This is a genomic window from Streptomyces sp. CB01881, assembly GCF_002953255.1.
Lineage (GTDB): Bacteria > Actinomycetota > Actinomycetes > Streptomycetales > Streptomycetaceae > Kitasatospora.
The window spans coordinates 1,308,166-1,328,701 of record NZ_CP026498.1; the positions used below are offsets into that span (position 1 = coordinate 1,308,166).

At 74.3% G+C, this 20,536-nt stretch carries 19 protein-coding genes and 1 pseudogene; 11 read left to right on the plus strand and 9 right to left on the minus strand.

Features of this window, described 5'->3' with window-relative positions:
- From C2142_RS05720 to C2142_RS05745, 6 genes are read left to right on the plus strand one after another with little or no spacing between them, the layout of a single operon-like run.
- A complete protein-coding gene (locus C2142_RS05720; protein ID WP_148641378.1) occupies window positions 1-435 on the plus strand; it encodes a cupin domain-containing protein in 435 nt (144 codons plus the stop codon).
- The gene (locus C2142_RS05725) at window positions 432-1,688 is read left to right on the plus strand and encodes a beta-ketoacyl-[acyl-carrier-protein] synthase family protein (protein ID WP_148641379.1); all 1,257 of its coding nucleotides are present in this window, start codon (window positions 432-434) and stop codon (window positions 1,686-1,688) included. The genes C2142_RS05720 and C2142_RS05725 overlap by 4 nt, the downstream gene beginning before the upstream one ends.
- Window positions 1,689-1,693: 5 nt before the next feature.
- Window positions 1,694-2,935 (plus strand): beta-ketoacyl synthase N-terminal-like domain-containing protein, encoded by a 1,242-nt coding sequence (locus C2142_RS05730; RefSeq protein ID WP_148641380.1) that lies wholly within the window; start codon window positions 1,694-1,696, stop codon window positions 2,933-2,935.
- A gap of 39 nt (window positions 2,936-2,974) precedes the next feature.
- Window positions 2,975-3,235, plus strand: coding sequence for an acyl carrier protein (locus C2142_RS05735; RefSeq protein ID WP_148641381.1), 261 nt, complete (start codon window positions 2,975-2,977; stop codon window positions 3,233-3,235).
- A 1-nt stretch (window position 3,236) separates the two neighbouring features.
- Window positions 3,237-3,692 carry an SRPBCC family protein gene (locus C2142_RS05740; protein ID WP_148641382.1) on the plus strand — a complete coding sequence of 152 codons (456 nt, stop codon included), beginning with the start codon at window positions 3,237-3,239 and terminating at the stop codon, window positions 3,690-3,692.
- Between the two features lie 5 nt (window positions 3,693-3,697).
- Window positions 3,698-4,030: a TcmI family type II polyketide cyclase gene (locus C2142_RS05745; protein ID WP_148641383.1), complete on the plus strand. Its 333-nt coding sequence runs from the start codon at window positions 3,698-3,700 to the stop codon at window positions 4,028-4,030.
- 165 nt (window positions 4,031-4,195) lie between these two features.
- Here C2142_RS05745 and C2142_RS05750 read toward each other — a convergent pair whose 3' ends face one another.
- Together C2142_RS05750 and C2142_RS05755 are read right to left on the minus strand one after the other, a co-directional pair.
- Complete coding sequence (locus tag C2142_RS05750; protein WP_148641384.1) at window positions 4,196-5,056, minus strand: hypothetical protein; 861 nt, start codon at window positions 5,054-5,056, stop codon at window positions 4,196-4,198.
- Window positions 5,057-5,140: 84 nt separating this feature from the next.
- A complete protein-coding gene (locus tag C2142_RS05755) occupies window positions 5,141-5,581 on the minus strand; it encodes a PPOX class F420-dependent oxidoreductase (protein WP_148641385.1) in 441 nt (146 codons plus the stop codon).
- A gap of 269 nt (window positions 5,582-5,850) precedes the next feature.
- Here C2142_RS05755 and C2142_RS05760 point away from each other — a divergent pair, with 269 nt between their 5' ends.
- Both C2142_RS05760 and C2142_RS05765 read left to right on the plus strand, forming a co-directional pair.
- Window positions 5,851-6,243, plus strand: a complete 393-nt coding sequence (locus C2142_RS05760) for a hypothetical protein (protein WP_148641386.1) — start codon at window positions 5,851-5,853, stop codon at window positions 6,241-6,243.
- A 242-nt stretch (window positions 6,244-6,485) separates the two neighbouring features.
- A complete protein-coding gene (locus tag C2142_RS05765) occupies window positions 6,486-7,136 on the plus strand; it encodes a class F sortase (protein WP_241003117.1) in 651 nt (216 codons plus the stop codon).
- A gap of 66 nt (window positions 7,137-7,202) precedes the next feature.
- On the opposite strand, the gene C2142_RS05770 is transcribed toward C2142_RS05765, so the two are convergent.
- From C2142_RS05770 to C2142_RS05780, 3 genes are all read right to left on the minus strand, one after another.
- A complete protein-coding gene (locus C2142_RS05770; protein WP_148641388.1) occupies window positions 7,203-8,234 on the minus strand; it encodes a methyltransferase in 1,032 nt (343 codons plus the stop codon).
- Between the two features lie 115 nt (window positions 8,235-8,349).
- A complete protein-coding gene (locus C2142_RS05775; RefSeq protein ID WP_148641389.1) occupies window positions 8,350-9,444 on the minus strand; it encodes a right-handed parallel beta-helix repeat-containing protein in 1,095 nt (364 codons plus the stop codon).
- Window positions 9,445-9,542: 98 nt separating this feature from the next.
- A complete protein-coding gene (locus tag C2142_RS05780; RefSeq protein ID WP_148641390.1) occupies window positions 9,543-9,944 on the minus strand; it encodes a hypothetical protein in 402 nt (133 codons plus the stop codon).
- A 191-nt stretch (window positions 9,945-10,135) separates the two neighbouring features.
- On the opposite strand from C2142_RS05780, the gene C2142_RS05785 reads away from it, so the two are divergent.
- A complete protein-coding gene (locus C2142_RS05785; protein ID WP_148641391.1) occupies window positions 10,136-11,098 on the plus strand; it encodes a deoxyribonuclease IV in 963 nt (320 codons plus the stop codon).
- Window positions 11,099-11,120: 22 nt separating this feature from the next.
- On the opposite strand, the pseudogene C2142_RS05790 reads toward C2142_RS05785, so the two are convergent.
- Window positions 11,121-11,983 (minus strand): annotated as a pseudogene (locus C2142_RS05790) (chitosanase).
- 223 nt (window positions 11,984-12,206) lie between these two features.
- Here C2142_RS05790 and C2142_RS05800 point away from each other — a divergent pair.
- The gene (locus C2142_RS05800) at window positions 12,207-14,303 is read left to right on the plus strand and encodes an MMPL family transporter (protein WP_148641394.1); all 2,097 of its coding nucleotides are present in this window, start codon (window positions 12,207-12,209) and stop codon (window positions 14,301-14,303) included.
- A gap of 72 nt (window positions 14,304-14,375) precedes the next feature.
- Window positions 14,376-15,422: a sphingomyelin phosphodiesterase gene (gene sph / locus C2142_RS05805; RefSeq protein WP_148641395.1), complete on the plus strand. Its 1,047-nt coding sequence runs from the start codon at window positions 14,376-14,378 to the stop codon at window positions 15,420-15,422.
- A gap of 81 nt (window positions 15,423-15,503) precedes the next feature.
- Here sph and C2142_RS05810 read toward each other — a convergent pair whose 3' ends face one another.
- The 3 genes from C2142_RS05810 to C2142_RS05820 all read right to left on the minus strand — a co-directional run bounded on the left by C2142_RS05810 (window position 15,504) and on the right by C2142_RS05820 (window position 20,451).
- A complete protein-coding gene (locus tag C2142_RS05810; protein ID WP_153882757.1) occupies window positions 15,504-15,674 on the minus strand; it encodes a hypothetical protein in 171 nt (56 codons plus the stop codon).
- Between the two features lie 103 nt (window positions 15,675-15,777).
- Complete coding sequence (locus C2142_RS05815) at window positions 15,778-18,918, minus strand: DEAD/DEAH box helicase (RefSeq protein ID WP_148641396.1); 3,141 nt, start codon at window positions 18,916-18,918, stop codon at window positions 15,778-15,780.
- A gap of 645 nt (window positions 18,919-19,563) precedes the next feature.
- Window positions 19,564-20,451 carry a LysR family transcriptional regulator gene (locus C2142_RS05820; protein WP_148641397.1) on the minus strand — a complete coding sequence of 296 codons (888 nt, stop codon included), beginning with the start codon at window positions 20,449-20,451 and terminating at the stop codon, window positions 19,564-19,566.
- Between the last annotated feature and the right edge of the window lie 85 nt (window positions 20,452-20,536).

The following is a 20,536-nucleotide window of genomic DNA, read 5'->3' on the forward strand; positions in this document are numbered from 1 at the left end:
ATGTCCACGCAGTACCCACGGATCGTGCACGTCGACGAGGCACCGGAGAACCGCCGGCGCGGCGGCGACCTGCGCGCCATGCTCACCCCCACCACCTGCGGCGCGACCAGCGGCTTCATGGGCCTGGCCATCGTCCAGCCCGGCGAGCGGATCGGCGAGCACTACCACCCGTACTCCGAGGAGTTCGTCTTCGTGGTCAGCGGCGACCTGGAGGTGGACCTGGACGGGGTCACCCGGGCGCTCAAGCCCGACCAGGGCCTGATGATCCCGCTCAACATGCGCCACCGGTTCCGCAACGTCGGCGACACCGAGGCCCGGATGGTCTTCCACCTCGGCCCGCTCGCCCCGCGCCCCGAGCTGGGCCACGTCGACACCGAGGAGACCGGGGAGGCCGGCACCTCCGGTCCCCCGGAACACGCCAAGGTCGCTTCGTGACACGGCGCGTCGCCGTCACCGGGATCGGCGTGGTCGCACCCGGCGGCGTGGGCGTTCCGGCCTTCTGGCGGCTGCTCACCTCCGGCCGGACGGCGACCCGGGGCATCACGCTCTTCGACCCCACCGGGTTCCGCTCCCGGATCGCCGCCGAGTGCGACTTCGACCCGGCGGCGCACGGACTGAGCCCCGAGGACGTCCAACGGGCCGACCGGTACGTGCAGTTCGCGATGGTGGCGGCGGACGAGGCGGTCGCCGACGCGGGCCTGGACCTCGCCGCCGAGGATCCCTGGCGGATCGGGGTCTCGCTCGGCACCGCCGTCGGCGGCACCACCCGGCTGGAGCACGACTACGCCCTGGTGAGCGCCGGCGGCGCCCGCTGGGACGTCGACCACCGGCGGGCCGAGCCGCAGCTGCACCGGGCCTTCGCGCCCTCCACCCTGGCCTCCACGGTCGCCGAGCGCACCGGCGCGCACGGCCCGGTGCAGACCGTCTCCACCGGCTGCACCTCCGGGCTGGACGCGATCGGCTACGCCTTCCAGGCGGTCGAGGAGGGACGCGCCGACATCTGCATCGCCGGCGCCTCCGACTCGCCGATCTCGCCGATCACCGTCGCCTGCTTCGACGCCATCAAGGCCACCAGCGAACGCAACGACGACCCGGAACACGCCTCCCGCCCCTTCGACGCCCACCGGGACGGCTTCGTGCTCGGCGAGGGCGGCGCCGTCCTGGTGCTGGAGGAGCTGGAGCACGCCCGCCGGCGCGGCGCGCGGATCTACGGCGAGATCGGCGGCTTCGCGACCTTCGGCAACGCCTACCACATGACCGGCCTCACCCAGGAGGGGCTGGAGATGTCCAGGGCGATCGACGAGGCGCTCGGCCACGCCCGGGTCGACCGCACCGACGTCGACTACGTCAACGCGCACGGCTCGGGCACCAAACAGAACGACCGGCACGAGACGGCGGCCGTCAAGCGCTCGCTCGGCGGGCACGCGTACGAGACGCCGATGAGCTCGATCAAGTCGATGGTCGGGCACTCGCTCGGCGCGATCGGCGCGATCGAGGTGGTCGCGTGCACCCTCGCGCTGGCCCACGGCGTGGTACCGCCGACCGCCAACTACGAGACTCCGGACCCGGAGTGCGACCTCGACTACGTGCCGCGCACCGCGCGCGAGCTGCCGCTCCGTCACATCCTGTCGGTCGGCAGCGGATTCGGCGGGTTCCAGTCCGCCGTCGTGCTCAACAGAACGGGGTGAGATCCATGACGTCACGTCAACAGGGCCGCCGGGCCGTGATCACCGGCCTCGGCGTGGTGGCGCCGAACGGCGTCGGTACCGACGCCTTCTGGAAGGCCACCAGGCAGGGCGTGAGCGTCCTCGACCGGATATCCCGCGAGGGCTGCGCCGACCTCCCGCTGCGCATCGCGGGCCAGGTACGGGACTTCGACCCGCAGTCCGTGATCGACAGCCGCTACCTGGTACAAACCGACCGCTTCACGCACTACGCGATGGCCGCCGCCGACCTTGCGGTGACGGACGCCGGCTACACCGCCGACCCCGAACAGCCGTACGCGGTGGGCGTGGTGACCGCAGCCGGCTCCGGCGGCGGTGAGTTCGGCCAGCGCGAGCTGCAGCAACTATGGGGTCAGGGACCACAGTTCGTCGGCCCCTACCAGTCCATCGCCTGGTTCTACGCGGCCAGCACCGGCCAGGTCTCGATCCGCGGCGGCTACAAGGGCCCCTGCGGTGTGGTCGCCAGCGACGAGGCCGGCGGCCTGGACGCCCTCGCGCACGCGGCCCGCACCATCGCGCGCGGGACCGACGCGGTGGTGGCCGGCGCCGCCGAGGCACCACTGGCGCCGTACTCGATGGTCTGCCAGCTCGGGTACCCCGAGCTCAGCCTCGCCGAGGAACCCGGCCGGGCCTACCTGCCGTTCTCCGCCGACGCCAACGGCTTCGCCCCCGCCGAGGGCGGTGCGATGCTGCTGCTGGAGGACGAACAGGCGGCCCGCCGGCGCGGGGCGGCCGTCCGGGCCCGCATCGCCGGACACGGCGCCACCTTCACCGGCGCCTCCCGCTGGGAGGACTCCCGGGAGGGGCTGGCCGCCGCGATCCGGATCGCGCTCGACCAGGCCCGGATCGCCGCGGAGGAGGTCGACGTGGTCTTCGCCGACGCCCTCGGCGTCCCGGCCGCCGACCGCGCCGAGGCGCTCGCCCTGGCCGACGCCCTCGGCCCGTACGCCGAGCGCGTCCCGGTGACCGCACCCAAGTCCGGTACCGGGCGGGCCTACTGCGGCGCACCGCTGCTCGACGCCGCGGCCGCCGTGCTCGCCATGGAGGACGGCGTCCTGCCGCCCACCCCCAACGTCACCGAGGTCTGCCACGACCTCGCCCTGGTGACCGGCCGCGCCCGCCCGGCCGAGCTGCGCACCGCACTGGTGCTCAGCCGCGGGCTGATGGGCTCCAACGCCGCGCTGGTCCTCCGGCGCGACGACCGGGCCTGACCGACAACCCCTGTTTGGCTCACCTAGAAGGGACTTCCCGTGAGCAACACCCTCAGCCACCCCGAACTGGCCGCACTGATCGAGGCCCGGGCCGGCGTCGCGATCGACCCGGTCGAGCTGGAGCGCCCCGGCGCCAGCTTCGACGAGTTCGGCGTGGACTCCCTCGGTCTGCTCGGCGTGGTCGGCGAACTGGAGAACCGGCACGGCGTGAAGGTCACCAACGGTGCGGAGTCGGCCAAGACCCCGGCCGAGTTCCTCGACCTGGTGAACTCCGCGTTCACCTCGAAGGCCGGTGCCTGAGATGCCCGGACACACGGACAACGAGATCGTCATCGCCGCGCCGCTCGACCTGGTCTGGGAGATCACCAACGACCTGGAGAACTGGCCGCAGCTGTTCAGCGAGTACGCCTCCGTCGAGGTGCTGGAGCGGGACGGCGACAGCGTGCGCTTCCGGCTCACCATGCACCCCGACGAGAACGGCCAGGTCTGGAGCTGGGTCTCCGAGCGCACCACCGACCGGGCCTCGCTCGCGGTGCGCGCCCGCCGGGTCGAGCCCGGGCCGTTCGAGTTCATGGACATCCGCTGGGAGTACGCGGAGGTCCCGGCCGGCACGAAGATGCGCTGGGTCCAGGACTTCGCGATGAAGCCCACCGCCCCGGTCGACGACGACGGCATGGTCAACCACATCAACCGCAACTCGCGCATCCAGATGCAGCTGATCCGCGAGAAGGTCGAGAAGCAGGCCGGGGAGGTGTGAGCCGGATGCACCGCGCACTGATCGTCGCCCGGATGAAGCCGGACGCGGCCCAGGGCATCGCCGACGTGTTCGCCGAGTCCGACCGCGGCGAACTGCCGCACCTGATCGGCGTCACCGGCCGCAGCCTCTTCCAGTTCGGCGACGTCTACCTGCACCTGATCGAGGCGGACCGCCCGCCGGGCCCGGCCGTCGCCCAGGTGGTCGGCCACCCGGAGTTCCGGGCGGTCAGCGACGCCCTCACCGCCTACGTCCAGGCGTACGACCCGGCCACCTGGCGGGGGCCCAAGGACGCCATGGCGCGCGAGTTCTACCGATGGGAGCGCAGCGGCCTCAACTGAGCCGCGAACCGCACGGTGCCCCGCAGGCAGGCCTGCGGGGCACCGGCGTGCGGGCGCACGCACCGTACGGGGCGTGGCACGGGGCCGGGCGCCCCGCGGCACGCCCCGGGCCGCTCGCCGGGCCGTCCCTCAGGACGCTCGCCGGGCCGTCCCGCAGACCGTTTCTCAGGCCGTGCCGAGGACCGCGTCCGGGGTCCGGCCCGTCTGGGCCTGCTCCACGCGCTGGACCAGCATCGCGGCGAGCCGCCGGGTCGCCGCGGGGTCGACCGGGCCGCCCTCGGTGGTCACCGTCGCCACGACCGTGCCGGAGCGCAGCACGACGGTGACGCCGTCCCGGCCGGCCAGCTGGCCCTGGAAGGCGCGGCTCTCGCTGCCCAGCGCGGCCAAATCGACCGTGTGGTACTTGCTCGCGTCGCCGTACGCCGCGTAGGCCTCCGTGAGCCGGTCCTTGGCCGCCGCCTTGCTCGGGAGGGTGTCGATCCCGAAGCGCGCGGTCACCTCGCCGGAGGAGAACCGGGCCGTCCCGCTGAGCGGCTTGCCGGTGCACGAACCGGCGCCGCTGCAGGTGGTGGCGTGGTCGGCGGTGTCCACCCGGCGCTTCTCCTCCTCCCAGCCGGTCATGGCCTTCTGGTCCGGCATCAGCTGGAGCAGGAGCCTGTCGTCGAGGATCAGCGTGTCGGAGTCCGCCCCGGCGGGCTGCGCGGTGCCGCCGCCGGCGGCACCCGCACCTCCGCCCTGCGACGGCGTGCCCGGAGCCCCGGGCGCGGGCGTGCCGGGCGTACCGGCCGCCGCGCCGGGTGCCGAGGCGGCCGCGGAGGTGGCGGACGCGGCACCGCCGGCCGGGCTCGCCCCGGCGCCCGCGGGCGCCGTCGTGGCTGCTCCGGCGGTCGCCCCCGCTGCCGGGCTCGCGCCGCCCGCCGCCCCGTCGTGGGAGGTCTTCGACCCCCCGGAGCCACAGGCCGCCAGCACGCCCAGCAGAACCCCCGTCGCCGCCACCGCCGCGACCTTCCGACCGACCGTGCCCATTCCCGCTCCCTCTCGTGTCAGTGGACCATCAAGATAGACGCGGCCGGCCGGACCGGGTTCCCCGGGGTGCCCTCGGGAGCCGGGCTACCCGTGGGCCCCCGGCGCGCCCGGCGGGAGGGCCTCGACGCCGACCACCCGGCTGATCCGGTCCGGTTCGACCAGGACCACCACCCGCCGCTCGCCGGGGATCCGCCACTCGTAGCGCTCCGCCCCGAGGTACACCGCGGCCAGCCGGTCCATGTTCCGGTCCGCCTCCTCCCCCTCGACGAACCGGACCGCCCGCCCCCGGATCTGCACCCGGTCGTACGGGTCGGCGGCGTCCGCGTGCGAGAGGCAGACCCGGGGGTCACGCCGCAGGTTGCGCTCCTTGACCCGGCCGACCGAGGTGTTGAACAACACCAGACCGCCCTGCCTCCCCACCCACATCGGGCTGACGTGCGGTGACCCGTCCGCGTTGACCGTGGCGACGTACCAGACGTGCCCCGCCTCGATCCGCGCCTGTACGTCCTTCGAGATCTCGACCATGCGTCATGCCTGCCCGCGTGCGCCGGGCTCCACGCCGCCGCCGGCCTCCCCGGGGCCCGGCCGGAACCGGATTCACCCGGATCGCCGGGGCACCCGGGTGAACACGTCCGCGAATCCACCCGAAGGGCCGCACGACCACCGCCGTCACTGCCATCCTCCGGTGGCAGCGGCCGTCACGGTGGTTGACGGTGGATCAGGCGCACCTCCGCGAGTCCCCTTGCCCGACAACGTGTCGGCTGTCGCGGCTCCGCGCCGGAAGGATCATCATCATGCGTTCTGCCCGCACACTGCTCGCCGGGGCCGTCGTGGCCGCTGCCGCCCTCACCGTCGCTGCCCCCGCCGCCTTCGCCGACGGCTCCGACAAGAACCTCACCTGGCAGGAGAAGCAGGACAAGGCCGCCAGCCCCGACGGCCAGAAGACCTGGGACGAGAAGCAGGACAAGGACTCCTCCTCCTCGGGCTCGTCGGGCTCGTCGGGCTACTCGGGCGAGGAGCAGAAGGCCGAGGAGAAGGCCCCGCACGGCGGCGTGCACACCGGCGGCGGCGGCCTGGCGCTGTCCGGCGGCGGCCTCGCCTCCGGCGCCGTCCTGCTGCTGGGCGGCCTCGGCGCGGGCGCCATCGCCCTGCGCAAGGGCCGCCGCTCCGCCGGCGCCGCGATCTGACCCGCGGCGCCGGCTCCGGCGCCGCAAGCCACGTCCCGTCGCCTCCCCGCCGTGGCCGCCGCTTCCCCGACGGCCACGGCGGGGGCGCGCGGGGCGATGCCCCACGGCACCGTTCCGGGGCGGCACCGCCGCCACCGCAGTGCTGCAGGTACGGCGGGGCTGCCGGTGTGTCGACGTGAAGGCCGAGGAGTGGAGTGATGGCCGGTCTGGTCCCTGGTACTTCCCGGCTGCTGCGCGCGGGTATGGGCGCGGCGGCGGCCGGTCTGCTGCTGATCTACAACTCGGTGGACGCCGCACCCTCCGCCGATCCCGCGCCCGGCCAGGCCGCTCCCCCGGCGGCCACCGCGAGCGCGTCACCCGGCCCGGCATCCGCCCCGGCCGCCCTGTCGCCGGCCAAGGCGGCTCCCGGGCCCGCCGCGCCCCCGCTGAAGCGGTCCAAGCCGACCCGGTTGCGGATCCCGCAGATCGCCGTGGACGCACCGTTCACCGAGCTGACGCTCAACCCGGCCGGGCAGCTCAACGCGCCGCCGCCGGACGACAAGAACCTGGTCGGCTGGTACCGCGACGGCGTCACCCCGGGTGAACGCGGCAGCGCCGTGGTGGCCGGGCACGTGGACACCAACAAGGGCCCGGCGGTGTTCCTGCTGCTCAGCCTGCTGCTGCCGGGAAACCGGGTCGAGGTGCAGCGGGCGGACGGCACGGTCGCCGTCTTCCTGGTGGACTCGGTGGAGACGTTCGCCAAGGACGCCTTCCCCGACCAGAAGGTCTACGGGAAGACGCCCGACGCCCAGCTGCGACTGATCACCTGCGGCGGCACGTACGACAGGAAGCGCAAGGACTACCTGGACAACGTGGTGGTCTTCGCGCACCTGGAGTCCTCGCGCAAGGCCTGAGCCGTACGACGGGACCGCCCGCACCGTGAACCGGTGCGGGCGGTCCCGTCGTGGGCGGGCCCGGGGTCAGCCCCGGACGGTGGCCTCGAAGGCGTGCAGGTACGGGTTGACCGGGCGGACCGCGGCGACCGCCAGGCCGGCCTCCTCCATCAGCCGCACCAGGCTCTGCTCGGAGTGCTTGGCGCCCCCGACGTTGAGCATCAGCATGAGGTCCATGGCGGTGGTGAAGCGCATCGACGGGCTGTCGTCGACCAGGTTCTCGACCACCACGACGCGGGCGCCCGGGCGGGCCGCGGCAACCACGTTGGCGAGGGTGCGACGGGTGCTCTCGTCGTCCCACTCCAGGATGTTCTTGATGATGTAGAGGTCGGCGCGGACCGGGATGTCCACCCGGCAGTCGCCGGGCACCAGCCGGGCCCGGGCGGCGTAGGCGCCGCCGTCACGCAGCCGCGGGTCCGCACCGGCGACCACCTTGGGCAGGTCGAGCAGGGTGCCGTGCAGCGCCGGGTGCTTCTCCAGCAGGCTGGCGAGCACGTGGCCCTGGCCACCGCCGATGTCGACCACCGAGTCGATCCCGGTCAGGTCGAGGTAGGCGGCGAAGTCGGCGGCCGACTGGCGGCTGGAAGTGGTCATCGCCTTGTCGAAGACCTTGGCCGAGTCGCCCGCGTCGCTGTGCAGGTAGTCGAAGAACTCCTTGCCGAACAGTTCCGGGAAGACGTTGCGGCCGGAGCGGACCGCCTCGTCCAGCTTCGGCCAGGCCTCCCAGGTCCACGGCTCGGTGCACCAGAGGGAGATGTAGCGCAGGCTGTTCGGGGCGTCCTCGCGCAGCAGGCGGGACATCTCGGTGTGCTCGAAGCGGTCGTCGCCGGTCTCCTGGAAGACGCCGTAGCAGGTGAGGGCGCGGAGCAGGCGGCGCAGCTGCTTGGGCTCGGTGTCGAGCGCGGCCGCGAGGTCGGTGACGGTGGTCGGGGTGTCGCCGAGCGCGTCGGCGACGCCGAGCCGGGCGGCCGCGCGGACGGCGGCGGCGCAGGCAGCGCCGAAGACGAGCTCCCGCAGGCGCATCGCGGGCTGCGGGGTGGTGGCGGGTGCGGTGGTCATGTGCCGTCTTTCTGCTGGTGGGAAGGGGCTGGGGTCCTCGGGGGCCGCAGGCCCCCTCAGGGCTGAGGGGGCCTGCGGCCGGGGCTCGCGGCCGGGGGCCTGCGGGCGCAGCGGTTCAGCAGTGGCCGGCGGGCGAGGAGACCGCGCAGTGGTTGCGGGCGAAAGCGTTGGTGGTGCCGGTGTCGGCGTCGACCAGGTCGGCCGGGCCGTTGCCGACCGCGTGGTTGCCGCTGATGGTGTTGCGGGCGTTGGGCGCGCCGACCAGGCTGCGGAAGAGCACGATGCCGCCGGACATCGGTGAGGCGCCGACGTTGTCGCGGACCTCGTTCCCCGTCACCGAGGTGTCCTCGGCGCCGGTGAGCAGGATTCCGGTGCCCTGGATGTAGTCGAGCCGCGGGTTGGGCGGGCAGTAGTTGTTGTTGGCGACGACGCTGTTGCGGGTGATGCTCAACGCGCCGGCCCGCGGCACGCCCTCGTCGCCGACGATGAAGACGCCGCCGCAGTTGCCGTGGATGTCGTTCGCCTCGATGCTCAGGTCGCGCAGGCGGCGCACGGTGACGCCGATCCGGTTCCCGGAGAGCTCGTTGCCGCTGACCACGGTGCCCTCGGTGTCGATGGCGCCGCCCTCGTTGACCACGCTGTTGGCGAGGAAGACGCCGGACTGGCCGTTGTGGGCCGACTCGTTGCCGACGATGACGGCGCGGGTCGACTTCTCCTGGCTGATGCCCTGCTGGCCGTTGTCGTGGACGTAGGTCGCGCGCACGGTCATGGCGGTGGTGGCGCTGGAGTTGATGCCGTTCTTGCTGAAGCCGGTGACGGCGAGGGCCTTGACGGTGATCCCGTCGAGCGGGTGGTCGTCGGTGCCGGCGACGCAGAGGCCGTGGCCCGCGGCGGCACAGACGGAGTCGCCGGCGGTGCCGTCGGCGGCGGTGCCGGGGGCGATCACGCTCTGCGGGCCGACGCCGCGCAGGGTGAGGCCGGGGGTGGTGATCCGGACGCTGCCGCGGTAGGTACCCGCGAGCAGCTGGACGGTGTCGCCGGGCCGGGCGGAGTCGACGGCCTGCTGAATCGATTCGCCCGGCTGGACGAGGTGAAGGGCGCCCGCGGCGTGGGCCGGGGGCGCGGCGGCGAGGGTGGTCAGGGCGGTGGTGAGGGCGGTCGTGGCGGCGGCGGTGGCCGCGGCGAGGTGGTGGACCCGTCGCGTGGGCATGAGTGGTGACCTGCTTTCTGACGCGCTCGCGGGGACGCCGGCGCGGTGACGCGGTGTGAGCGAGGGATGACAGCTGGTGGATGTCGGTCGCATCGACGCTATGGGCGCGCGGGTGGGCCCGCCACCAGGGCTGGGCTGCAGGACTGACGGGGCGTCGGCAAATGGCGGCGGCGGGGGCGCGCGGGGCGACCGGACGGGTGTGGGCGGGCGCGGACCCGCAGAGCGGCGGGGCGAGGACGGCAGGTCGGCGGGCATGCCTGCTCGGTGCGGTGCGCGGGCGCGACGCCGGGCACGTTCTCCGCGCCGTTGACGAAGCGCGGGTCGCCGAGCACGGCGCGGACGTCCTCGTAACGGGTGACGATCCAGACCGGGTCGACGCCGGGGACGGTGCCGCGGGCCGGCGGGGCGCGTTCGCGGATCCGGGAGAAGACGGCGAACGGGTCCTGCACGAGGTGCGCGGCGCGCAGGTCGACCGTCTCGACGGATTCGGCGGTGGTCACGGCTGCCTCCACTGGGTTGCCCACTGTCACGGACGGTGATGCTCCCGGCTCCGGCCGGTCCAGCGCCCGGGCCTCCGGTTCACTCAATCGATGACGGAGGACCGTTTCCCCGAAGGCCTCGTAGGTGCACGCACGCCGGGCGTGGGCGGCTGCGCGCCGGGGGCTCCGGGCCGCGTGGCATGCTCGGGGCCATGAACACCGCCGCCGTCCTGCCGCCCCCCGCCGCCGTCGCACCGGTCACCGCCGTCCGCAACCCGGTCGGGGCCCACGTGCCGGTGGCCGCCCGCGGGCTGGCCGGGACGGGGCTGGCGTACGCGCGGACCGTGGGCGCCGAGGCCGTCCAGGTGTTCGTGGCCAACCCGCGTGGCTGGGCCACTCCCCCGGGCAACCCGGCGCAGGACGAGGAGTTCCGCACCGCCTGCGCCGAGCGGGGCATCCCGGCGTACGTGCACGCGCCGTACCTGATCAACTTCGGCTCGGACACCGCGGCGACCCGCGAGCGCTCGGCCGTCTCGCTGCGCCACTCGCTGCTGCGCGGCCACGCGATCGGCGCACTGGGCGTGGTGCTGCACACCGGTTCGGCGGTCGGCACGGCCCCGGGCGGCGGCTCCCGGCGGGCCGAGGCGATGGCGCAGGTCCGCGCGGACCTCCGCCCGCTGCTGGACGAGCTGGACGCCCTGGGCGAGGACGCGCCCTGGCTGCTGCTGGAGCCGACGGCCGGTCAGGGCAGCTCGCTCTGTTCGCGGATGGAGGACCTGGCCGCGTACGTGGACGCGCTGGACGGCCACCCGAAGGTCGGGGTCTGCCTGGACACCTGCCACGCCTTCGCGGCCGGCCACGACCTGGCGGCGCCGGGCGGCGTCCGGGAGGCGCTGGACGCCCTGGTGGCAGCCGCCGGGCCGGGCCGACTGCGACTGATCCACGCCAACGACTCGGAGGACGAGGTCGGTGCCCGCAAGGACCGGCACGCCAACATCGGCGCGGGGCGGATCGGCGCGGAGCCGTTCCGCGAGCTGTTCGAGCACCCGGAGACGGCCGGGGTCCCGCTCGTGGTGGAGACCCCGGACCGCAGGCACGGCGGCGACGGGACCGGGCACGCGATCGACATCGCGCTGCTCAAGGAGCTGCGCGAGCGGGCCGCGGTGCCGGCCTGACGGGCGGCCCGGCCCCGGCGGTTCAGGAGACGGTGTAGCCGGAGCCGAAGGCCGTGACGGTGAACGGGCCGTCGAGGCCGTAGTTGCCCGTGCGGGCGATCCGCCGCAGGGCCTCGACCCGGTCGACGGACTTGCGCCACTCCTCGGCCGTGTCGGAGTCGGCCGGGTTGGTCAGGTCGTCGGCGCGGACGTCGAAGAAGGCGTCCAGCCAGGCCTGTTCGCCGGCCTGGGAGGCGGACCCGACCCGGGCGTTGGTCCGGGCGACCAGCGCGGGCAGGGCGTCGTACTCGGAGCCGTTGCCGTGCTGGATGGACGCGTCGAACAGCTCGGCCCGGGCCAGGGCGCTGGTGACGCCGGCCGCGTCGGCCTGGCGCATCGCGGGGTCGAAGTAGCGGCTGTCGACCTGCTCGTCCTGGACCCGCCGGAAGGCCGGGTCCTGCGCGGCGGCCTTCCAGGCCTCGACGTACTCGGCCTCGGGGAGTCCGCCGGTGTCCCCGCTGCCCGCGGAGGCCGGCCGCTCCAGCTCCGGCACGAAGCGGGCCAGGGGATTGTCCGGGACCAGCCCGGTGTAGGCGCGGACCACCTTCAGCGCGTCGCCGTCGTTGGTGGTGAAGCCCGCCCGGCGGCCGTCACGCCCCGGCCGTCGTGGATGTTCTCCGCGTACCCGTACTGGATCTCGGTGGTGCCGTTCTCGAAGACGCTGACCAGCTGGTCGGCGCGGCGGCGCTGATCCGGGCTCAGTCCGCCGTCGGCGGCGGACGAGGGGGTGATGCCCAGCCCGAGGGCGAGTGCCGCGGCGGCCGCCGCGACGGCCAGGACGGAGCGGCGGGAGGGTGCGGTGGGGCGGGAGGGTGCGGTGGGGCGGGAGGGTGCGGTGGGGCGCATGGGTCTCCTCCGGAGGTTTAGTTAGGAAACTTTCCTAATGCGAGGAGGAAGCTACGCCGCGGGCGGACCGCCGTCAACGCCCTGTCCAGCCGGCGGGACAGGGTTCGGACAGCGCTCGGGCTGCACTCGGGCTGCACTCGGGATGGATGCGCTCGGGCTGCCGGGTCGGCGGGGCGGTGGCAGGCTGGAACGAGTGATGTCTCAGCCCCCTGGGGGTTTGCTAATGAGCCCGACCCGGAGACTGGCCACACTCCCCTGCGGTCGCCGCAGCAAGTGGGTGGTGCTCGCGCTCTGGCTGGTGCTGCTGGTGGTGGCGGGACCGCTCGCCGGCAAGCTGACCAACGCCGAGGACAACCAGGCGTCCAGCTGGCTGCCCGGCAACGCCGAGTCCACCCAGGTGCTGGACGCGCAGCGCGCCTTCCAGCCGGTGGACACCGCGCAGGCCGTGGTGGTGTACCAACGCGACAGCGGGATCACCCTCGCCGACCGGGCCGAGGCCGCCCGGGACGCCACCGCCTTCGCGGGCGCGCCGCACGTGCTGGGGCCGGTGGTCGGCCCGGTGGTCTCCACGGACGGCAAGGCGATGCAGACCACCGTGCCGATCGACATCGGCACCGGCGGCTGGCAGGACCTGCGCCCGGCCGTGGACAGCCTGCGCGCCACCGCGGCAGCCGACAACCAGGGCATGGCCACGCACGTCACCGGCCCGGCCGGGATCGGCGCCGACCAGGCCGAGGCCTTCGCGGGCATCGACGGCACCCTGCTGGCCGCCACCATCAGCGTGGTGATCATCCTGCTGCTGCTCACCTACCGCAGCCCCGTCCTCTGGGCGCTGCCGCTGGTCTCGGCCGCCGGGGCCCTGATCGTCGCCCAGGCGGTCATCTACCTGCTGGCCCAGCACGCCGGACTGACCGTCAACGCGCAGAGCGCCGGCATCCTGATCGTGCTGGTGCTCGGCGCCGGCACCGACTACGCGCTGCTCCTGACCGCCCGCTACCGGGAGGAGCTGAGACGGCACGAGGACCGGCACGAGGCGATGGCCTTCGCCCTGCACCGGGCCGGCCCCGCAATCCTGGCCTCGTCGGCCACCGTGATCGCCTCGATGCTCTGCCTGCTGATCGCCGAGATGAACTCCACCAGCGGCCTCGGCCCGGTCTGCGCGATCGGCGTGCTGGTGGCGTTGATCGCGATGCTGACACTGCTGCCCGCCCTGCTGGTGATCGTCGGCCGCTGGGTGTTCTGGCCGGTCAAGCCCGCGTTCGGGACGCCGGAGCCGACCAGGACGGGCCGCTGGGCGCACGTCGGGACGTGGATCGGCCGCCGTCCGCGCAAGGTGTGGATCGGCACCGCACTAGCCCTGGCCGCCTGCTGCGTCGGGCTGGTCTCGCTCAACGCCACCGGTCTGAGCACGGCCGGCACCTTCACCGGCAAGCCGGACTCGGTGGTCGGCCAGGAGGTGCTGGAACAGCACTTCCCCGGCGGGACGGGCGCGCCGCTGACGGTGATCAGCACGGCGGGCGGGGCCGGGGCCGTCCGCGCGGCCGCGGCGGCGACGCCCGGCGTGGCCGGGACGTCCGAACCGGTGGTGCAGCAGGGCGAGGCGCTGTTCAAGGCCACCCTCGCCGACCCGCCGGACAGCCAGGCCGCCAAGGACACCGTGGACCGGGTGCGCGCGGCCGTCCACGCCGTCCCGGACGCCGATGCCAAGGTGGGCGGCTCCACGGCGGTGATCCTGGACGCCGGACGGGCCGCGACGCACGACAACCGGACGATCATCCCGCTGGTGCTCGGCGTGGTGCTGGTGATCCTGGCGATGCTGCTGCGGGCGGTCACCGCGCCGCTGGTGCTGATCGCCACGGTGGTGCTGTCGTACGCGGCGGCGCTCGGGATCAGCGCGTTCTTCTTCGAGCACGTCTTCCACTTCGAGGGCCAGGACAACTCGTTCCCGCTGTTCGTGTTCGTGTTCCTGGTCGCGCTCGGGATCGACTACAACATCTTCCTGATGACCCGGGTGCGGGAGGAGTCCGCGCACCACGGCACCCGGCACGGGGCGGTGGCCGGGCTGGCGGCGACCGGCGGGGTGATCACCTCGGCCGGGCTGATCCTCGCGAGCACCTTCGCGGTGCTCGGCACACTGCCGGTGGTGGGCTTCGCCGAGATCGGCTTCGCGGTGGCGCTGGGCGTCCTGCTGGACGCCCTGGTGGTGCGGTCGGTGCTGGTCACCGCACTCACCATGGACCTGGACCGGCACATGTGGTGGCCGTCCGAGTTGTCCAAGCAAGTCCACCGCCCGGAGAGCGAGTTGACCAGACAGCTTTAAGTTACCGTCGAGTTCACACGGTTCTCGTCCGCAGTCTTGCCGGGCGTGACCGGGACCGCGTTGACTGCGCTCATGCCAACTTTCACCACGCCTCGCCCCGGCACCCGGCTGGCCGCCGCCTGCACCGTCGCCGCCGCCCTGATCGCCCCGGTGGCCGCCGCTCCGACCGCCTCCGCGACCACCGCCGCGGTCACCGCTCCGGCTACCGGCGGAGTCACCGCTGCGGCGGCCGCGCCGGTCGCCACGGTTCCGGCACTGAACGTGCTGACGTACAACGTGTTCCTGATGAGCAAGAACCTGTACCCCAACTGGGGCCAGGACTACCGGGCCAAGGCCATCGCCGCGTCCGACGTCTTCCGGGGCCACGACGTGGTCGTGCTCCAGGAGGCCTTCGACAACGCCGCCTCCGACCTGCTCACCTCGCAGGCCTCCGCCGCGTACCCGTACCACACCCCGGTCGTCGGCCGGTCGACCGACGGCTGGGACGCCACCGGCGGCAGCTTCACCTCCGCCTCCCCGGAGGACGGCGGGGTGACGCTGCTCAGCAAGTGGCCGATCCTGCGCAAGGAGCAGTACGTCTTCAAGGACGCCTGCGGCAGCGACTACTGGTCGAACAAGGGCTTCGTCTACGCGGTGCTGGACGTCAACGGCGTGCGCACCCACGTGGTCGGCACCCACCTGCAGTCCACCGACACCGGGTGCTCCGCGGGCCAGCCCGCCGCCGTCCGGGCGGCGCAGCTCAAGGCGATGAAGGCGTTCATCGACGGCAAGAACATCCCGGCCGCCGAACCGGTCCTGCTGGCCGGCGACCTCAACATCGACTCGCACGGCAGCGAGTACCCCTCGCTGCTCGCCAACGCCAACGTCGCGCCGGCCACCACGCGCAACGGCTGGGCCGACTCCTTCGACACCGTCGACAACTCGATCGCCGCCTACCGGTACCCGGGCGAGCCCAAGGAGGACCTCGACTACGTCCTCTACCGTGCCGACCACGCGCAGCCGGCGAGCTACACCAACACGGTGGTGCGCTTCCACAGCTCGCCGTGGACGGTGAGCAGTTGGGGCAAGAGCTACACCTACACCGACCTGTCCGACCACTACCCGCTGTCGGCGGGCTGAGCGGGCGCACGCCTCGGCCGGCCGGGCGGACGGGCGCACGGCTACGCGGATGGTGCCTCGGCCTGTGCTTCGGCCGATGCCTCAGCCGGTGCCGGTGAAGCGGCGGTAGGCCGGTCCGAGGGCGGTCTCCAGGGACCGCCCTCGGACGGTGAGGCCGGACGGGCCCAGGCCGTCGAGGGCCGGGGCCGGTCCGGCCTCGTCGGCAGGGGGCGGTACGCGCCCCTGCCAGAAGGTGTCGAGGCACTCGGCCAACGGGCGGTCACCGGGTACGGGCCGGGGGGCGCGCCCGGACCCGGCGGCGCGTCCGGGCACCACGGGGGGCCCAGGCGTCGCGGGGGGCTCTGACATCACGGGGTCACTCTCCGATCGCGTCGGCCGACAGGGTGAGCAGCTCGCGCAGCCGATCGGCCGAGAGCTCGGCCAGCCACTGCTCGCCGCCGCCGATCACGGCGTCGGCCAGGCTGCGCTTCGCCGCGAGCAGACCGTCGATCCGCTCCTCGACGGTGCCGGCACAGACCAGCCGGCGCACCTGAACGTCGCGGCGCTGCCCGATCCGGTGCGCCCGGTCGGTGGCCTGGTCCTCCACGGCCGGGTTCCACCAGCGGTCGAGGTGGATCACCTGGTTCGCGGCGGACAGGTTGAGGCCGGTGCCGCCCGCGCGGAGCGACAGCAGGAAGACCTTCGGCCCGTCCGGCCGTTGGAACCGCTCCACCAGCTCGTCCCGGCGCCCCTTCGGCACACCACCGTGCAGGTAGGCGACCTCCTCCCGCAGTCTTCGGCCCAGGTAGGGCTGGAGCATGGTGCCGAACTCCGCGTACTGGGTGAAGACCAGTGCCCGGTCCCCCTCGGCCAGCGCCTCCTCCAGCAACTCCACCAGCCGCTCGACCTTGCCCGAACGGCCGGCCAACTCGGTACCGTCATGGAGGAGTTGGGCCGGGTGGTTGCAGACCTGCTTGAGCCGGCCGATCGCCGCCAGCACCGCGCCCTTGCGCTCCACCCCGCGGATGCCCGCCAGGCGTTGCAACAGGTCGGCGACCACCGCCCGGTACAGGCCCGCCTGTTCGGCGGTGAGGTTGCAGCGCACGGTGAACTCCTGCTTGGCGGGCAGGTCCTGGGAGATCAGCGGGTCGCCCTTGCTGCGGCGGAGCAGGAAGGGCCCGGCCAGCCGCCGCAGCCCGGCCGCCACCTCGGCGTTGCCGGACTGCTCGACCGGGATCGAGAACCGCTCCTTGAAGGACTCCGCACTGCCGAACAGCCCCGGATTGGCGAAGTCGAGGACGGCGTGCAGCTCGGCGAGGCGGTTCTCCACCGGCGTGCCGGTGAGCGCGATCCGGGGGCCGGACCGCAGTGAGCGGACCGCCCGGGACTGCCGGGCCGCCGGGTTCTTGATGTGCTGCGCCTCGTCGGCGACGATCCGCCGCCAGCGGACCCGGCGCAGCTCGGCGACGTCGCGCTGGACCAGCCCGTACGTGGTGATCACGAGATCGGCGGACGCGTCGGGCGCGGTGCGGTCCGCGCCGTGGTGGACGTGCACGCGCAGGCCGGGGGCGAACCGGGCGGCCTCCCGCTGCCAGTTGCCGACCAGCGACATCGGACAGACCAGCAGGGCCGGACCGGTCGCGCCGCGCTCCTGCTCCAGGGCGAGCAGGGCGAGGGTCTGGACGGTCTTGCCCAGGCCCATGTCGTCGGCCAGCACGGCACCCAGGCCGAGCCGGCCGAGGGCGTCCAGCCAGGCCAATCCCCGCCGCTGGTAGGGGCGGAGCGTCCCGGTGAAGCCGGCGGGCAGCTCGGGGACGCGGGAGGCGGGGCCGGGCCGGCCTGCCAGTAGGTCCCCGAGCGGACCGGCCGCGTGGACGGCGGTGACGGGCAGCCCGTCCACGGCCGCACGGTCGTCGACGGCCAGCCGGAGCAGCTCGGCCGGTGCCATCGTGCCGGTACCGTGCTCGGCCAGGAACCGCACGGCGACGGCGAGTTGGGCCTGGTCCACCTCGATCCAGCGGCCGCGCAGCCGGACCAGCCCACGCTGGGCCGCCGCCAGTTCGGCCAACTCCTCCTCGGTCAGGGTGAGTTCCCCGAGGGAGAGCTGCCACTGGAAGTCCAGCACGTCGTCCCGGTCGATGTGCGCGGTGCGCTCGACCGTGCCCGGCGCGGCGGCCGGGGCCGCACTGAGGGCGAGCCCGAGCCGGGGGCGCCGCTGCCACCAGGCCGGGAGCAGCACGCCGAAGCCGGCCCGGGCGAGGGCGGGCGCGGCCTCGCGCAGGAACCGCAGGGCGCCGTCGCGGTCGAGGTCGACGCCGGTGGGGCGGGCGCCCAACAGGGCGGTACCCAGCGGCGGGTGAACACGGGCGGCGCGCTCCAGCTCGGCGAGGTAGGCCGCCGCCGGGTCGGGGACGGTCCGGGCCAGGACGGCGTACCCCGCGTCCTCGGACCAGAGGTCGGCGGCGGGGACGACCACGGAGGGGCGGTCGACGGCCTGCACCAGCAGGTCGAGGCGCCAGACGTCGGCGGCCTTCCCGTCAGGGGTGTCCTGGCAGGCGTCCAGGCCGGAGGCGTCCAGGTCGGGCGCGAGTGGTTCGGTGAGCCGGAGATTGAGCCGGAGCGGACTGTCCGCGGGCCGGGCGCCCCGCCAGGCGGTGAGGCGTTCGGAGAGGTCCGCGGGCGGGGCCTGGCCGAGCAGGCCGTCGGCGGCGTGGAGGGCGGCCAACCAGGGCTCGGCGGGCGGTTCGAGGTCCGCGAGGGCGGCCCGGGCCTCGCGGTCGACCAGGGTCTCCAGCAGGCCGGTGACCAGGTCGGTGCCGGTGGGCCCGGCCGGGCCGGGGGAACCGGCAGCGGAGGAACTGGCAGCGGAGGAACCGGGTGCGGACGGCCGGTGCTCGGCGCGGCAGACGGGCGGGCACCCGGCCGCCAGCGCGGCCAGCTCACGGCGGGCCGGGGCGTCCGGGGCGGGCCGCCAACGCGCGTACCACTCCCCCGGCGCCTCCTCGCTCAGGGCCGGCAGCAGCAGCCCCCGCCCGACCAGCCGCCAGGCGAGGTCGTGCACGGCGGAGAGCCAGCGCAGCGAGGCGCCGTAGGCCAGCTCGACCGACCCGGCGCCGGGGAGTTCGACGGTCGCACCCGGCCAGTGCGGGTCGTACAGCGCACCCAGCAGCTGGGCCGCCTCCGCGGCGTCGAACAGCAGGGCCGGCACCCGCCACGGGCTCAGCGCGACCCCGCGCGGCGCACGGCCGACCGGCAGGTCCGGCGAGGGGGTCGGACGGTCGCCGAGGGTCGGCAGGAGAAGCCCGGTCCAGCGCTCGGCGCCCTGGCCGGCCAGCCAGTCGAGGCCCGGCCCGATCGCCCCGAGCAGCCGCGCGACCTCCCCCGCGGTACAGGCGTACGGATGCCCTCCGCCCTCCGCCCGGCGGGCCGCCGCCCGCCCGGTCCGGTACGCCTGCGCGTCCTCCGCCCAGAGCGCGAGGCGGCCGTCGGCTCGCCAGAGCGCGTGCAGGGCGTACATGGGCGGGCCTTCCGGAGGGACGGGGCGTGGCGGCGCTGCGGTGGCAGCGGCATTTCCACCCTAACCGCGGGGTCCGACAAGGCGGCGGGGGGCGAGGCGGCCGGCCGAGCGGGAGGGGGCGGGACGGGCGGGCCCGGCCGTGTCCCGCCATGGGTGGCGTGATCGGTGGGATACGCGATCGGTGCCGCCGCCGGACTCGGCGGCGGGTCGGTTCGCTGGTGGTGGAGCGTGTCGTCCTGGCAGCCGGCGACGGTCCGATGCGGGTGGCGTTCGAGCCCCTGGGCGGTCTGCACGGGGTGGCTGCGGGCGAGAATCCGGCTGAGGAGTTCCGGGGCCGCCGGCCGGGCGAGCGCGGCTCGGTCGACCACCGCTCGGACCGCGTCTCGTTCTGTCCCCCCGCCCTTCGGCAGGATGACCGCGTGGGACGCTGCCGGGGAAGAGACGGACCTCACCTCGGACTCCCCCTGCGCCGCAGGGCCGGCGAGAGGGCGGGACGGTGAGACGGTGAGACGGTGAGACGGTGAGCACGGACGCCTGACCGCACTCAGGCTCCGGCGGCCGTCCGATCCGGCGGAGGTCGGGCTTCGGCGGACCTCAACACCCGGCGGAGGTCAGGCCCCGGCGGCGCTCAGGACCCGGCGGAGGTCAGGACCCCGTGGCCGTCCGGCCGAAGTGGTGGACTGCGAAGGCGCCGAAGAGGCGGGCGGCGGCCGGGTGGTGGGCGGCGCCGTCGCGGACGAGGCGCAGTTCGCGGTGGCAGCCCGGCTCGGCGAGCCGCACCCAGCAGAGGGGCGCCCGGACTTCCGAGGCACGCGCCATCGCGGGCAGCAGGGCGACGCCCATGCCCGCGGCGACCAGGTTGACGACGGCGCCGGGCTCGTCCCCCTCGCAGACGATCACCGGCTCCACGCCGGCCTGTGCGAAGAGCCGCTCGGCGAGGACCCGCTGCCAGTGGCCGCGGCTCGGGGTGACGAACGGTTCACCGTCCAGTTCGGAGACCGGGACCTCGTCCCGGCCCGCCAGCCGGTGGCCTTCGGGCACCGCGAGCAGCACCTCCTCCAGCAGCAGCGGTTCGGACACCAGCCCAGGCCCCACGAGCGGCTGGGAGGCGACGCAGAGATCCACCTCCCGGGTGCGGAGCCGGCGCACCATCACGTCGACGGAGGACTGCCGCACCCTTATCTCGACCCCGGGGTGAGCGGCCCGGAAACGGGCCAGCAGGTCGGTGACGGTCAGCAGGGTCTCGGTGGCCAGCGTCACCCGACCTCCCCCCTGCGCGAGCTCGGCCAACTCACGCTTGCCGTCGTCCAGTTCACGCAGGGCGCGGTCGACGCGGCGGAGGAAGGCCGCGCCGTGGTCGTTGAGGTGTATCCGTCGGCCGCGGCGGTCGAAGAGCGGGACGCCGAGCTCCGCCTCCAGCCGGGCGATCGTCCGGCTCACCGACGGCTGGGCGACGCGCAACTCCTCGGCGGCGCGGCTGATGTGCCCGTGCCGGGCGACGACCTGGAAGCAGCGCAGAGCGAGCAGGTCCACCCCGTCATCCCCCCTCGGCCGGGCCGGTTCTGATAACCGGGCAGGCATGATCTCATACCGAATTCGGTCTTGGCGCCGATGAGCG

Bases quoted from the DNA above. Each gene is read 5' to 3' on its own strand.
- C2142_RS05720 (WP_148641378.1), top strand. From the start codon at position 1: ATGTCCACGCAGTACCCACGGATCGTGCACGTCGACGAGGCACCGGAG.
- C2142_RS05730 (WP_148641380.1), top strand. From the start codon at position 1,694: ATGACGTCACGTCAACAGGGCCGCCGGGCCGTGATCACCGGCCTCGGC.
- C2142_RS05740 (WP_148641382.1), top strand. From the start codon at position 3,237: ATGCCCGGACACACGGACAACGAGATCGTCATCGCCGCGCCGCTCGAC.
- C2142_RS05745 (WP_148641383.1), top strand. From the start codon at position 3,698: ATGCACCGCGCACTGATCGTCGCCCGGATGAAGCCGGACGCGGCCCAG.
- C2142_RS05750 (WP_148641384.1), bottom strand. From the start codon at position 5,056: ATGGGCACGGTCGGTCGGAAGGTCGCGGCGGTGGCGGCGACGGGGGTT.
- C2142_RS05755 (WP_148641385.1), bottom strand. From the start codon at position 5,581: ATGGTCGAGATCTCGAAGGACGTACAGGCGCGGATCGAGGCGGGGCAC.
- C2142_RS05760 (WP_148641386.1), top strand. From the start codon at position 5,851: ATGCGTTCTGCCCGCACACTGCTCGCCGGGGCCGTCGTGGCCGCTGCC.
- C2142_RS05765 (WP_241003117.1), top strand. From the start codon at position 6,486: ATGGGCGCGGCGGCGGCCGGTCTGCTGCTGATCTACAACTCGGTGGAC.
- C2142_RS05770 (WP_148641388.1), bottom strand. From the start codon at position 8,234: ATGACCACCGCACCCGCCACCACCCCGCAGCCCGCGATGCGCCTGCGG.
- C2142_RS05775 (WP_148641389.1), bottom strand. From the start codon at position 9,444: ATGCCCACGCGACGGGTCCACCACCTCGCCGCGGCCACCGCCGCCGCC.
- C2142_RS05785 (WP_148641391.1), top strand. From the start codon at position 10,136: ATGAACACCGCCGCCGTCCTGCCGCCCCCCGCCGCCGTCGCACCGGTC.
- C2142_RS05800 (WP_148641394.1), top strand. From the start codon at position 12,207: ATGAGCCCGACCCGGAGACTGGCCACACTCCCCTGCGGTCGCCGCAGC.
- sph (WP_148641395.1), top strand. From the start codon at position 14,376: ATGCCAACTTTCACCACGCCTCGCCCCGGCACCCGGCTGGCCGCCGCC.
- C2142_RS05815 (WP_148641396.1), bottom strand. From the start codon at position 18,918: ATGTACGCCCTGCACGCGCTCTGGCGAGCCGACGGCCGCCTCGCGCTC.